At 72.4% G+C, this 12,920-nt stretch carries 14 protein-coding genes; 8 read left to right on the forward strand and 6 right to left on the reverse strand.

Annotation, left to right across the window (positions count from 1 at the left end; genetic code table 11):
• Nucleotides 1-94: 94 nt before the first annotated feature.
• The 4 genes from ACFYT9_RS34570 to ACFYT9_RS34585 are packed head-to-tail and all read left to right on the forward strand — an operon-like array spanning nucleotide 95 to nucleotide 4,623.
• A complete protein-coding gene (locus tag ACFYT9_RS34570; protein ID WP_387272771.1) occupies nucleotides 95-1,219 on the forward strand; it encodes a hypothetical protein in 1,125 nt (374 codons plus the stop codon).
• Nucleotides 1,216-2,472, forward strand: coding sequence for a toxic anion resistance protein (locus tag ACFYT9_RS34575; protein ID WP_389170020.1), 1,257 nt, complete (start codon nucleotides 1,216-1,218; stop codon nucleotides 2,470-2,472). Before ACFYT9_RS34570 ends, ACFYT9_RS34575 begins: the two co-directional genes overlap by 4 nt.
• Entirely contained in the window at nucleotides 2,469-4,049 is a 1,581-nt protein-coding gene (locus ACFYT9_RS34580; RefSeq protein ID WP_389170022.1) for a substrate-binding domain-containing protein, read from the forward strand. Before ACFYT9_RS34575 ends, ACFYT9_RS34580 begins: the two co-directional genes overlap by 4 nt.
• Nucleotides 4,036-4,623, forward strand: a complete 588-nt coding sequence (locus tag ACFYT9_RS34585; RefSeq protein WP_376602424.1) for a hypothetical protein — start codon at nucleotides 4,036-4,038, stop codon at nucleotides 4,621-4,623. Before ACFYT9_RS34580 ends, ACFYT9_RS34585 begins: the two co-directional genes overlap by 14 nt.
• Before the next feature lie 128 nt (nucleotides 4,624-4,751).
• Here ACFYT9_RS34585 and ACFYT9_RS34590 read toward each other — a convergent pair whose 3' ends face one another.
• Complete coding sequence (locus tag ACFYT9_RS34590) at nucleotides 4,752-6,569, reverse strand: phosphoenolpyruvate carboxykinase (GTP) (protein WP_376602425.1); 1,818 nt, start codon at nucleotides 6,567-6,569, stop codon at nucleotides 4,752-4,754.
• A gap of 197 nt (nucleotides 6,570-6,766) precedes the next feature.
• On the opposite strand from ACFYT9_RS34590, the gene ACFYT9_RS34595 reads away from it, so the two are divergent.
• Together ACFYT9_RS34595 and ACFYT9_RS34600 are read left to right on the forward strand one after the other, a co-directional pair.
• On the forward strand, nucleotides 6,767-7,465 hold the full coding sequence (locus ACFYT9_RS34595; protein ID WP_376602426.1) for a hemolysin III family protein: 699 nt from the start codon (nucleotides 6,767-6,769) through the stop codon (nucleotides 7,463-7,465).
• A gap of 17 nt (nucleotides 7,466-7,482) precedes the next feature.
• The gene (locus ACFYT9_RS34600; protein ID WP_376602427.1) at nucleotides 7,483-8,079 is read left to right on the forward strand and encodes a TetR family transcriptional regulator; all 597 of its coding nucleotides are present in this window, start codon (nucleotides 7,483-7,485) and stop codon (nucleotides 8,077-8,079) included.
• Here the strand turns inward: ACFYT9_RS34600 and ACFYT9_RS34605 are convergent.
• From ACFYT9_RS34605 to ACFYT9_RS34615, 3 genes are read right to left on the reverse strand one after another with little or no spacing between them, the layout of a single operon-like run.
• The gene (locus ACFYT9_RS34605; RefSeq protein ID WP_389170025.1) at nucleotides 8,045-9,061 is read right to left on the reverse strand and encodes a glycoside hydrolase family 26 protein; all 1,017 of its coding nucleotides are present in this window, start codon (nucleotides 9,059-9,061) and stop codon (nucleotides 8,045-8,047) included. The two genes, ACFYT9_RS34600 and ACFYT9_RS34605, sit on opposite strands and share 35 nt — an antisense overlap.
• 1 nt (nucleotide 9,062) lies before the next feature.
• On the reverse strand, nucleotides 9,063-9,722 hold the full coding sequence (locus ACFYT9_RS34610; RefSeq protein ID WP_389170027.1) for a vitamin K epoxide reductase family protein: 660 nt from the start codon (nucleotides 9,720-9,722) through the stop codon (nucleotides 9,063-9,065).
• A 17-nt stretch (nucleotides 9,723-9,739) separates the two neighbouring features.
• Nucleotides 9,740-10,243: a DUF5949 family protein gene (locus ACFYT9_RS34615; protein WP_376597538.1), complete on the reverse strand. Its 504-nt coding sequence runs from the start codon at nucleotides 10,241-10,243 to the stop codon at nucleotides 9,740-9,742.
• A 150-nt stretch (nucleotides 10,244-10,393) separates the two neighbouring features.
• Here ACFYT9_RS34615 and ACFYT9_RS34620 point away from each other — a divergent pair, with 150 nt between their 5' ends.
• Nucleotides 10,394-10,786, forward strand: coding sequence for a tyrosinase family oxidase copper chaperone (locus ACFYT9_RS34620; RefSeq protein ID WP_376597536.1), 393 nt, complete (start codon nucleotides 10,394-10,396; stop codon nucleotides 10,784-10,786).
• The gene (locus tag ACFYT9_RS34625) at nucleotides 10,770-11,636 is read left to right on the forward strand and encodes a tyrosinase family protein (protein ID WP_376597534.1); all 867 of its coding nucleotides are present in this window, start codon (nucleotides 10,770-10,772) and stop codon (nucleotides 11,634-11,636) included. Before ACFYT9_RS34620 ends, ACFYT9_RS34625 begins: the two co-directional genes overlap by 17 nt.
• An 80-nt stretch (nucleotides 11,637-11,716) precedes the next feature.
• Here ACFYT9_RS34625 and ACFYT9_RS34630 read toward each other — a convergent pair whose 3' ends face one another.
• Together ACFYT9_RS34630 and ACFYT9_RS34635 are read right to left on the reverse strand one after the other, a co-directional pair.
• Nucleotides 11,717-11,989 carry a chaplin gene (locus ACFYT9_RS34630; RefSeq protein ID WP_387272757.1) on the reverse strand — a complete coding sequence of 91 codons (273 nt, stop codon included), beginning with the start codon at nucleotides 11,987-11,989 and terminating at the stop codon, nucleotides 11,717-11,719.
• A gap of 336 nt (nucleotides 11,990-12,325) precedes the next feature.
• Nucleotides 12,326-12,838: a hypothetical protein gene (locus tag ACFYT9_RS34635; RefSeq protein WP_376605468.1), complete on the reverse strand. Its 513-nt coding sequence runs from the start codon at nucleotides 12,836-12,838 to the stop codon at nucleotides 12,326-12,328.
• Between the last annotated feature and the right edge of the window lie 82 nt (nucleotides 12,839-12,920).

Below are 12,920 nucleotides of genomic sequence, written 5' to 3' on the forward strand. Positions count from 1 at the left end.
ACCCCGGCGCCACCGGCCCGTTCCGGCGGGTCCTCCTCCGGTTCCCTACCGGGATCGGTCCTTCACCGCCCGTCCACCCAACTCCCCCTGGAATGTGGGTTTCCGCGAGCACTCTGCCCGCGTGAGACGCATTCTGGGAATCGTCCTGGCCGTCCTGCTCCTCGGCGGCGTGGCCGTCGTCCTCGTGACGGGCGGCGATCAGGACAAGGGCACGGCAACGAAGACCGTGCGAGGAGTCATCGGATCGGAGAAGAGCGAGTTCTTCGCCGATCCCGACGTCGTGAAGGCCCTGCAAGCCAAGGGCCTCACCGTGCGGACCGAGACCTCGGGGTCCTGGGACATGGAGCAACTCCCCCTGAAGGGGTACGACTTCGCGTTCCCGTCCTCGAAGGGACCGGCCGACGAACTGCGCGCCGAGGCCCCCGACAAGGCCGTCGCCGCACCCCTGCGCCCCTTCTACTCGCCGCTGGTGGTGGTCGCGCACAGCAACGCCGCCCGGGTCCTCGCCGGCAACGGCCTGGCCGTCCTCGGCACCCGAGGAACCAGCGGCATCCTGAAGATGGACGCCTATCTGGCCGCCGTCCGCGCCGACCGAGGCTGGCAGCAGCTCAAGGGCGCCGACAAGCACGCCGAGCTGAGCGGCACCCTCTTCATCACCTCCACCGACCCGGTGGCCTCCAACTCCGGCGCGCTCTACCTCGCCGCCGCGAGCTACGTCGCCGACGGCGGACGGGTCGCCGACGGCAAGGAGGCCGTCGGCCGCACCGCCCCGCTGCTGCGCAAGCTGACCCAGGTGCAGGGCGCCCAGCAGACCAGCTCCGACGCCCCCTTCCGGGACTTCGTGAGCGGCGTCGGCAACCCGCTGGTGCTCGTGTACGAGTCGCAGGTCGCCGCCCAGCTCATCGCCGGCCGGCCGATGGGCGACCTCGTCGTGCTCTACCCGGACACCACGGTCAACAGCGACCACACCCTCGTCCCCCTCAGCGAGGGCGGCAAGGAGCTGGGCCGGCTGCTCTCCGAGGACCCCGAGCTGCGCCGCCTCGCCGTCCGGCACGGCTTCCGGCCGCAGGGCGCCTCACCCGAGTTCACCGAGGCCACCGGCAAGCACGGCGAATACCTGAACCAGACACTGACCGGGGTCCGCCAGGCGCCCGTGCCCACCGGCGCGGTGCTGCGCGACATGGCGCGGCGGGCCCGTGACCAGGGGGGCACCGCATGACCGAGCACACCGACCCGCGCTCCGGCGGGCAGCCCCGGAACCCGTACGCCGGGCCGCCGGAGAGCACCTTCGTCCTGACCCCGCCCGAGCACGACACCCCGCTCGTCCTCACCCCGCCCGCGCCGGCCCCCGCGGTCCGCGCGGAGCAGGCCGCCGGCCTGGTGCCGCTGGACGCCTCGGTGCGCGCGGAGATGTCCCGCCGCGCCGAGGAGTACGTCGGCTCGCTCGCCGGACTCGACCCGCGCTCCCCCGAGTTCGCCGGCCGCATCGGCGAGATCGCCGCGCTCGGCTCCGGCGAGATGCGGGCCGCCGCCCAGCAGTCCAACCGGATGCTGGACCGTACGGTCCGCTCCCTCGGCCAGGGCGGCGGCGACGCCTCGGCCCGCGTCGGCACCTCCCTGGTGGAGCTGCGCCGCACCGTCGAGGACCTCGACCCGCGCGAAGCCCCCGGCAGGGGCGCCCGGCGCCTCCTGGCGAAGCTGCCCGGCGGCAACAGGTTCCGCGACCACGTGGCCAGGTACGCCTCCTCGCAGGCCACCCTCCACCGGATCGTCGGCTCGCTCCGCGGCGGCCAGGACGAACTCCGCCGGGACAACGCCGCGTTGCAGACCGAACGGGCCAGGCTCTGGGAGACCATGGGCAAGCTCCAGGAATTCGCCGTCCTCACCGAGGCACTCGACGAGGCCGTGGAGCAGCGGATCGCCGGCACCGGCGACCCGGCGCAGGCCGACGCGCTCCGCGCCGACGTCCTCTTCCCCGTCCGCCAGAAGTACCAGGACCTGCTCACCCAGCTGGCCGTCTGCGCCCAGGGCTACCTGGCGATGGACGTGGTCCGGCGGAACAACGACGAGCTGATCAAGGGGGTGGACCGGGCCGCGACGACGACCCTGTCGGCGCTGCGGATCGCGGTCATGCTCGCCTCCGCCCTGGACAACCAGCGCAAGGTCACCGAGCAGGTCAGTGTGCTGCGCGCGACCACCGAGGACCTGATCAGGGGCAACGCCGAGATGCTGTCCACCCAGGCCGGCGAGATCCAGCGGATCGCCGCCGACCCCGCGGTCGGCGCCGAGACCCTGCGCACCGCCTTCCAGCAGATCTACCGCACGCTCGACGCCATCGACACCTACAAGGTCCGGGCGACCGAGGCGATGGCCGCGACGGTCTCCTCCCTCACGAGCGAACTCCAGGAGGCGAGCGCCCACTTGGACCGCAGCCGCCGTACGAGCGCGCTGGAAGGCGGTTCCCCCGCATGAGAACCCGCACGAGGCTGCTGGCCGCCCTGGCCCTCGGCCTGGCCCTCACCACCACGGGCGCGTCCTGCTCCTCCTCCGGTCCCCCGGAGAAGGGCGCCACCGCCGACCCGGCCGCGCCCGCCGCCCCCGGCACCCTGCGGGTCCTCGCCTCCTCCGAACTCGCCGACATGGCACCGGTCCTGGAGCAGGCCCGCGAGGCGACCGGCGTCACCGTCCGCGCCACGTACGCGGGCACCCTCGACGCCGTCGAGCAGATCGCCTCGGGCCGGGCCGGGAAGGAGTACGACGCCGTCTGGCTCTCCTCCAACGACTACCTCAGGCTCCGCCCCGACACCGCCGGCCGGATCACCAACGAGACGCCGGTGATGACCTCCCCGGTGGCGCTCGGCGTCCGCCCCGAGGCCGTCGCCCGGCTCGGCTGGGACCCGAAGAAGGTCACCTGGTCACAGCTCCACCAGGCGGTCGCCGCCGGGAAGCTGACGTACGGCATGACCGACCCGAAGCGTTCCAACTCCGGTTTCGCCGCACTGGTCTCGGTCGCCTCGGGGCTCTCCGGCGCCCAGTCCGCCCTCAGCGACGGGGACGTGCGGAAGGCGACGCCGAAGCTCCGCGAGTTCTTCACCGGCCAGAAGCTGACCTCCGGCTCCTCCGGCTGGCTCGCCACCGCCTACGACCGGCGCGAGGACGTCGACGCGCTCGTCAACTACGAGTCGGTGCTGCTCTCCCAGCCCGGCGCGCTCACCGTGATCCGCCCCTCCGACGGCGTGGTCACCGCCGACTACCCGCTCACCCTCCTCACCGCGGCCTCCGCCGGGGCGAAGGAGTCCGCCCAGCGGCTCACCACCTGGCTCCGCACCCCGGAGGCACAGCGCCGGATCACCGAGACGACCCTGCGCCGGCCGGTGGTCGCCGGGGTGGCCCCGTCACCGCGGCTCGACCGCGACCTGCGGCGCGAACTGCCCTTCCCGGGAAGCCGGTCCGTCGCGGACGGCCTGCTCGACGCGTACGACAACACGCTCCGCAGGCCCTCCCGCACGGTCTACGTCCTGGACACCTCCGGGTCGATGGGCGGCGAGCGGCTGACCCGGCTGAAGGAGGCGCTGGCCGAGCTGACCGGGGACTTCCGGGACCGCGAGGAGGTCACCCTGATGCCCTTCGGCAGCTCCGTGAAGACCGGGGAGGTGCGGACGTACACGGTGGATCCGGCGGACCCGGCGAAGGCGAGGGACGCGATCCGGGCCGATGCCGGGAAGCTGACCGCCTCCGGCGGCACCGCGATCTACTCCAGTCTCACGGAGGCGTACCGCAGCCTGGGCGCGGCCCCCCGCGACGCCTTCACCTCGGTCGTGCTCATGACCGACGGCGAGAACACCGACGGCGTGGGCGCCGGCGACTTCGACGCCTTCTTCGCCGCCCTCCCCGCGGAGCAGCGGCGGACCCCGGTCTTCCCGATCCTCTTCGGCGACTCCGACCGGGTGGAGCTGGAGCACATCGCGGACCTGACCGGCGGCAAGCTGTTCGAGTCGGCGGAGGGCTCCCTGAACGGCGCCTTCGAGGAGATCCGTGGCTACCAGTAACCCGGTGCTCCGCTACGCGGAGTCCCGCAAGAACCTCACCGGCTGCGTCTGCGGCCTGGCCGGTCTCGGCATCGGCCTCACCGGCGCGGCCGGCGGCCTGTGGCCGCTGGTGGTGCTCGGTCTGTACGGCGCGGGCGCGCTGATCGCCCCGCCGGAGCGGCCGGACGCCCCGGACTTCCCGAGCGCCGACGAGCAGCTGGAGTCGCTGCGCGCGGACCACACCACCCTGCGGGAGTACCTGGCGGAGGTGGAGCTGCCGGAGGCGGCGCGCGAGCGGCTCGACGAGCTGGACGCGCTCTTCGAGGCGCTGCTGGAACCGGGCTGGGTCAGTGACCCGGAGCATCTGCACGTGCTGGCGCGCGCGGTGCGGCAGGACGTGCCGGAGGCGGTCGACGCCTTCGTACGGACCCGCTGGTGGTCCCGGGTGAATCCGGGCTCCGAGCCGCCCGAGCGCCATCTGGAGCGGCAGTTGGCGGCGCTGCGCGAGGAGGCCGGCGTCATCGCCGCGGCCCTCCAGGAGGCGGAGGAGCTCCGCCAGCGGGCGCACACCCGCTACCTGGAGGACAGGGCCTAGGGAGATGCGCCGGCCCCGGAGCCTGAGGGGGCTCCGGGGCCGGATGCGTCGTGGTGAACCGTCGTGACCCCACTGGTCAGGGCGGAATGTCGGGGCAGCCCACCACGAGTCTCGATACTGCTACGGGATCAGCCCAGGCGCGCGACCAGCGCCTTGTACTCGTCCCACAGCTCCTTCGGGGTGTGCTCGCCGAAGGTCTCCAGGTGCGCGGGGACCAGGCCGGCCTCCTCGCGCCACACGTCCTTGTCGACGGTGAGCAGGAACTCCAGGTCCTCGTCGGCGAGGTCCAGGCCCTCGGTGTCGAGGGAGTCCTTGGTCGGCAGGACGCCGATGGGGGTCTCGACGCCCTCGGCCTTGCCGTCGAGGCGCTCGACGATCCACTTGAGGACGCGGCTGTTCTCGCCGAAGCCGGGCCAGACGAACTGGCCGGCGTCGTTCTTGCGGAACCAGTTGACGTAGTAGATCTTCGGCAGCTTGGCGGCGTCCGCGGAGGCGCCGACCTTGACCCAGTGGGCCATGTAGTCGCCCATGTTGTAGCCGCAGAAGGGCAGCATCGCGAAGGGGTCGCGGCGCAGCTCGCCGACCTTGCCCTCGGCGGCGGCGGTCTTCTCGGAGGCCACGTTGGCGCCGAGGAAGACGCCGTGGTTCCAGTCGAAGGACTCGGTGACCAGCGGCACGGCGGAGGCGCGGCGGCCGCCGAAGAGGATCGCGGAGATCGGGACGCCCTTGGGGTCCTCCCACTCGGGGGCGATCGTCGGGCACTGGGCGGCCGGGACGGTGAAGCGGGCGTTCGGGTGGGCGGCCGGGGTCGCGGACTCCGGCGTCCAGTCGTTGCCCTTCCAGTCCGTGAGGTGCTTGGGCTCGTCCTCGGTCATGCCCTCCCACCAGACGTCGCCGTCGTCGGTGAGCGCGACGTTGGTGAAGACGGAGTTGCCCCAGAGGGTCTTCATGGCGTTGGCGTTGGTGTGCTCGCCGGTGCCGGGGGCGACGCCGAAGAAGCCGGCCTCGGGGTTGATCGCGTAGAGGCGGCCGTCCTCGCCGAAGCGCATCCAGGCGATGTCGTCGCCGATGGTCTCGACCGTCCAGCCGGGGACGGTCGGCTCCAGCATGGCGAGGTTGGTCTTGCCGCAGGCCGACGGGAAGGCGGCGGCGACGTACTTCGCCTCACCCTGCGGCGGGGTGAGCTTGAGGATGAGCATGTGCTCGGCGAGCCAGCCCTCGTCACGGGCCATGACGGAGGCGATACGCAGGGCGTAGCACTTCTTGCCGAGGAGCGCGTTGCCGCCGTAGCCGGAGCCGTACGACCAGATCTCGCGGGTCTCCGGGAAGTGCGAGATGTACTTGGTGGAGTTGCACGGCCACGGCACGTCCTCCTGGCCCTCCGCGAGGGGGGCGCCGAGGGTGTGGACGGCCTTGACGAAGAAGCCGTCGGTGCCGAGCTCGTCGAGGACCGCCTGGCCCATGCGGGTCATGGTGCGCATGGAGACCGCGACGTAGGCGGAGTCGGTGATCTCGACGCCGATCGCGGAGAGCGGGGAGCCGACCGGGCCCATGCAGAAGGGGACCACGTACATGGTCCGGCCCTTCATCGAGCCGCGGAAGATGCCCTGGGAGCCCGCGAAGAGCTCCTTCATCTCGGCCGGGGCCTTCCAGTGGTTGGTCGGGCCCGCGTCCTGCTCCTTCTCGGAGCAGATGAAGGTCCGGTCCTCGACGCGCGCGACGTCGGTCGGGTCGGAGGCGGCGTAGTACGAGTTCGGGCGCTTCACCGGGTCGAGCTTCGTGAACGTTCCCTTGGCGACGAGCTCCTCGCAGAGGCGCTCGTACTCGGCCTCGGAGCCGTCGCACCAGACGATGCTGTCCGGCTGGGTGATCTCTGCGATCTCGTTCACCCAGGAGACGAGCTCCTGGTGCTGGGTGGGAAGGGGAGCCGCGTTGTCGCGCGCCACGATTGCTCCTTGTAGAGGGGTTTGTTCGCTGTATGCCCCGTGGGGGCTGCGACCCGGATGCGTCGTAGCTGCTCATCCGGTGCCGACCGCACTCATTTGATCATCCGCCGAGAACGCCCATATGTCCAGGGGGGTGCACACGTGAGCATCGCCACTCATATCGAGGACCTACGGGGCCGTAGGTACGATTCGGTGTCATGACTGCAGCCACGCCGGACGTCACCCCGGTCGATCCCGTTCCGACCGCCCTGGCCCCGTCGCTCCCGATCAAGCCACGGCTCAGAGGCTGGCTGCACGCGGGCATGTTCCCCGCCGTGATCGTCGCGGGCCTGGTCCTGGTCGCCCTCGCGGACTCCCCCCGCGCCCGCATCGCCTGCGGGATCTACGTCCTCACCGCCTGCCTGCTCTTCGGCATCAGCGCGCTGTACCACCGCGGCAACTGGGGCCCGCGCGGCGAGGCCGTCCTGCGCCGCCTCGACCACGCCAACATCTTCCTGATCATCGCGGGCACCTACACCCCGCTCACCCTGCTGCTGCTCCCGGACTCCACCGCGAAGCCGCTCATGTGGGCGGTCTGGGCCGCGGCGCTCGCCGGCATCGCCTTCCGCGTCTTCTGGGTCGGCGCCCCCCGCTGGCTCTACACCCCCTGCTACATCGCGATGGGCTGGGCCGCCGTCTTCTTCCTCCCCGACTTCATGCGGACCGGCGGCATCGCCGTCCTGGTCCTCGTCATCGTCGGCGGTCTGCTCTACAGCGCCGGCGGGATCATCTACGGCATGAAGCGCCCGAACCCGTCCCCGCGCTGGTTCGGCTTCCACGAGGTCTTCCACTCGCTCACCCTGGCCGCGTTCATCGTCCACTACGTCGGCATCTCGCTCGTCGCCTACCAGTCCTGAGCAGGCACAATGACCTCATGTCCAAGGGCCTGAGGGAACGGAAGAAGGAACGGACCCGCGCGGCGATCCGCCGGGCCGCGCGCCGCGTCGCCGCCACCCACGGCTGGGAGGCGGCCACCATCGAGCGCATCGCCGCCGAGGCGGAGGTCTCCCCCTCCACCGTCGTCCGCTACTTCCCCGTCCGCGAGGACATCGTCCTCACCGACGACCGCGACGACGAGCTGGAAGCCCTGCTGCGCGCCCGCCCCGCCGGCGAGGACCCGCTCGAATCGCTCCGCGCGGTCCTCACCGAGGCGATCGGCACCGCCCTGGAGGCCGACCCGGAGGAGATCCGGCTCCGCGCCCGGCTGATGGCCGGCACCCCCGCCGTCCGCGCCCGGCTCACCGAGACCACCGCCGAGACCGGCCGCCGGCTCGCCCGCGCCCTCGCCGACCGCACCGGACGCGCCCCCGACGACCTGGAGGTGCGCGTCTTCACCGCGGCCGTCCTCGGCGCGCTCCGCGAGGCCACCCTCTACTGGGCCGAGCGCGGCCTCACCGAGGATCTGATGGCGCTGCTGCACCGCACCGTCGACACCCTCAAGGCCGGGCCGGCGCTCCCAGCGCGCCCCTGACCACCTCGGCCGAGCGCGGATTGTCCGCGCACCCCCACACCCCGTGCGGGCAGTAGTCGGTCACCGTCTGGTAGACGGGCCGGTAGGCGGCGAACCAGTCGAGCATCCCCCGCACGTACGCCGGGTTGTCCCCGTTCCGGAAGAGCCCCCACTCGGGGTACGAGACGGGCTTGCCGTGCGCCCGGGCGAAGGCCACGTGGTGCGCGAGCCCGTACTCCTCGCTCACCTGCTCCTCGAAGGTGACCCCCGCGGGCTGGTCGTAGGCGTCCATCCCGATGATGTCGACGACGTCGTCCCCCGGGTAGCACTCCGGCCACGGCACCGCGTCCCGGCCCCGGCTCGGCGTGAAGTCGAAGCGGAAGCGCTGCCCCTCCACCCCGCGCAGCGCGCCGACCGCCGACCGCCAGTACGCCTTCCAGGCCGCCGGGTCGGGACCGCAGCGGTGCCCGTACGTGGTGCCGTTCATCTCCCAGCCGAGCACCAGGACCGCGTCCCCGAGGCCGTGCTCCACCAGCCGCTCGCCCAGCGTCCTGAAGTGCCCGTCGAAGTCCCCGGCCGCGCCGCGCCGCAACCCGGCGCGCACCTCGGCGTCGGTGAGTCCGGCCTCGTTGCGGTCCATCATCGGCACGTTGAGCACGAAGAGCCGCCCCGGCCGCTCGGCCTTCCAGCGTGCCCAGGGCGCGAAGAGCGCCGGATGCCCCTCGATGTTGGACCACCGGTCGCCCGGCAGATAGGTGTGCCCGACGCGCAGCTCGCCGCCGCCGAGCCACGCCTCCACACCGGAGATCCGCCGCACCCCGTCCTCGTCGGAGCCGGTGAAGAAGCCGGAGGGCACGTCCGGCAGCGGCACGGGATCGGGCGCGGTCCGGCCGCCGGTGTGCCGCTCGCCCGGCGCGAGCCGCTCGGGCACCAGCAGAAGCGCGAGAACGGCCGCGAGCAGCACCGGGAGTGCGGCCCGCGGCCACCTGGAGGACCGGGTCACGTCATCCGGTCCAGAAGTCCCACCAGCGGGTCAGGATCAGCATCCCGATGATCCCGATGTGCAGGACGGGCAGGGCGAAGGCGAAGTCGCCGAGGAAGCCGCGCACCGCGGCCGGGGCGGGCAGCACGCCGGTCCTGACGTTGTGCGCGGTGACGTACCAGAACATGGTGATGGTCGCCGTCCAGGCGAGGCAGCACCACAGGCAGAGCGCGTTGATCTCGTACAGCGACTGCTGCATCAGCCAGGTGCAGAAGCCGACGCCGAAGAGCATCCCGCCGTTCAGCCCGAGCCAGAACCAGCCCCGGTGCCGGGCGCCCCCGAGGAGCCCGGCACCGACGGCGACGACGACGCCGTAGGTGACGAGACCGAGCATCGGGTTGGGGAAGCCGAAGACCGCCGCCTGCTCGCTCTTCATGATGTTCCCGCAGGACACGACCGGGTTCAGGCTGCACCCCGGCTGGAAGCCCGGGTCCTCCAGGAGCTTGAACTTGTCGATCGTGATCACCCACGCGGCCAGGATCCCGGCCGCGCCGGTGACGATCAGCAGCCAGCCGAGCCCCCGGCTCGCGCCGACCGTCCCGTCCGCCCTCCGGCCGGCGTCCGCCGGGTCGTCCTCCCGCCACCGGCCGGGCGCGCCGTCCCGTACCCCGAGCGTCGTCATCGCGCCGCCCCTTCCGCTCAGCCCTGTACGCGCCGGACCGGCAGCAGGACGTGGGCGCAGTCCGCGAGCGTCTCCTCGTCGCCGACGAACGCGCGCAGCCGGTCCTCGTCCACCGGCTGCCCGGGGACGCCGTCGGCCCAGGGGCGCACCGAGCAGAGGAAGTAGACCTTGCCGGCCTCGCGGGCGGCGCTCTGCCACTCGTCGGGCACCGGGCACTGGACCTTCAGGAAGGGCAGGGTGAGCACGGCGGTGCCGGCCTCGACGAGCAGCGTTGCGCTGATCCCGGCGTCCTTCTCCAGGTCGAAGAGCCGGTCGCCGACGGAGAGGCCCATGGACTCCAGGGCCGTGCGCATCGCCTGCTGACCGGCGTCCGGCCCGTCGCGGCCGTCGCCGAGCGAATACGCCATGAGGAAAGGCGTGCCGGCGGAGTCTTCGGTGACTTCGCTGGACCACGGAATCACCGTGAGCGTACCCAGCGGAGAGACGCTGCGCGCCTCGGAAAGGACGTGGGGAGTGGTCATGGAAGGGGATGCTAGTGGGGCAACCACCCTTTCCCCGTACCGAATTCACTCATCCGGCCGACATTCGCCCGCTCGAACTCCCGGCCGCAACGAACACGGGTTTTCATCGTTGTGCCCCTGAGGCCCCTTGTCGACGCCAGGAGATCGCCGATGCCATTCCCGCGCCGTGTCGCCCTCCGGTCGCTGTTCGCGCTGGCCGTCACCGCCGTCACCGGCGGCGCCCTCGGCCGGATCGCCGCCCGCTCCCCGGAAGCCGGACCGTACCTCTTCGACGAGATGTACGCGGGCCGGCGGATCCGCGGCCTCACCGGTCCCGGGGGTGAACCGGTGGCGCTGGTGGACGGCCGGCCGCTGCATCTGATGCGGTGCGCCGACGGCGGCTGGGTGACCCCGCTCGACCACTACGCGTCCTGCCCGACCCCGGTCGCCGCCGTCCGCGCGGCGGTGGACGCCGCGGGGGCGGCTCCGCTCTCCCGGTACGCGGCGGGGCACGGCCTCCACTCCGACCCGACGGGAGGGAACCCGCGTGGTGTACACGCGTAAGAACCAGCGCGACCTGACGACGTCCGAACGCCGACGGTTCGTGGCCGCGGTGCTCGAGATGAAGCGCCGGGGCACGTACGACGAGTTCGTCCGCCTGCACATCGACCACTACACGGCCGACGGCGCGGGCCGGCTGCGGACCGCCCACATGGCGCCGAGTTTCCTGCCCTGGCACCGGAAGTTCCTGCTGGAGTTCGAGCGGGCACTGCGCCGGATCGACGCGACGGTGACGGTCCCGTACTGGGACTGGACCCGGGACTCCTCGCCGGCGGCGTCGATCTGGTCAGCGGACTTCATGGGCGGCAACGGACGCCGCTCGGACCTCCAGGTGACCACCGGCCCCTTCGCCTACGCCGGGGGGAAGTGGACGGTCAGGCACGCGATGACCGAGATCTCCTATCTGACCAGGGACTTCGGCCGGCCGCGGGACCCGGTGGCACTGCCGACGTCGGCCCAGCTGGACGAGGTGATGCGGGAGCGGACGTACGACACGGCTCCGTGGAACTCGACCAGCCCGTCGGGTTTCCGCAACCGCCTGGAGGGGTGGGCGCCGGGCTCGGGCAACGAGCGGTTCCGGATCCACAACCGGGTGCACCGCTGGGTGGGCGGCCTGATGCTGGGCGGCGGCTCGGTGAACGATCCGGTGTTCTGGCTGCACCACTCCTTCGTGGATCTGGTGTGGTCGCGGTGGCAGCAGCGCAATCCGGGGGCCGCGTACCTGCCGGCGGAGCCGCCGCCGCTGGGCGACGCCCAGTACCGGAAGGTGGTGGCGCGGCACCAGCCGATGGCGCCGTGGGGCGTGACGCCGGCGGAGCTGTTCGACCACTCCCAGATCTACCGGTACGCCTGAGGGGCGGTTACGGCCCCGGACGCGGACGTCCCCCCGGCCCTGGTGGGGTCGGGGGGACGTCCGGGGGAGCGGGGGCGGGTTCAGCCGCCGTAGCCGCCGTTGTCGTGCGGGGCGTCGACGTTGGCGCAGCTGTTGCCGAAGGCCGGGTTCAGCAGGCCGATGACGTTGACGGTGTTGCCGCAGAGGTTGACCGGGACGTGCACCGGGACCTGGACGACGTTGCCGGAGGCGACACCGGGCGAGTGGGCGGCGACGGCCTCGGCGCCCGAGTCGGCGACGGCCAGGCCGGCTCCGGTGAGGGCGACGGCACCGGTGCCGGCCAGAACGGCGGCAGCCTTGGCGATGCGAGACATCAGAACTCCTTGGGTGGGTCGAGCGACCGCAGGGATCACGGCCGTCACTTCCGTTCAACGCCCTACCACGGGCCGGGTCACGGCTTTGGGGCCGAACGGGAGAAGAGAAATCGAAAAGAGCCCTCGCGGGCGGGCGAGGGAATGGCCCGCGGTCCGGTGGTCGACCGCCGTCGGATTACGACGGCGACACACCGGACCGCGGGCCGCGGCCATGCGACAAGCCTTCCGGTGCAACGACGGAAGACCCTTGCGGTAGCGGGGAAGAATCGTGTCTTCACCCGCGCGGACCGATTCCGTACGGAATTTCGAATAAGGGGGGTGGGGGATTCCGGGGGGTCAGCGCTGTCCGGGGGCGAGGCCGAGCTGGGAGTCGAGGGCGCCGCTCAGCGTGGGGGCGATGAGGCCGAGCTGCGGAGGGGCGAGGTCGGGCAGGCCGGCGAGGCCGTTGCCGCGGGGGGCCTCGACGGGGTTGCCGAGCGTGGCGCCGGGGGTGGCGGCCTGCATCTCGGAGTGCGGGGAGGCGAAGAGCGCCCGGCCGGGCTCGCTGCCCTCCAGGACCTCGGGGAGCGGGGCGTCCACGACCGTCTCGGGCAGGGTGCCGGTGAGCGGGACGCTCGGCAGGGTCACGTCGGGCAGCGCGCCGAGGCCCTTCTGGAAACCGGTGGGGGCACCGGGCACGGGCACCGGCACGCCGGTCGCGACGGTGGGGGCGTCCATCGGCAGGACCGGTTCGAGGCCCTGGAGGGGGACGACCACCGGGGCCTCGACGGCGGAGGCCGGGACGGCCATGGCGGCGGAGGCGAGCGCGGTCATGAGGAGGCCCATGCCGGCCTGGGAGCGCAGAGTCATGACGTGTGAACGAGTCTCTTGGCCGAAACGTCGCGGCGCGTTCCCCCGTGTGCAGCAATGCCGAAGGCCCCCGCCGGTCAGG

The sequence above is a fragment of the Streptomyces sp. NPDC004435 genome, assembly GCF_042873895.1.
In the GTDB taxonomy this organism is placed as follows: domain Bacteria; phylum Actinomycetota; class Actinomycetes; order Streptomycetales; family Streptomycetaceae; genus Streptomyces.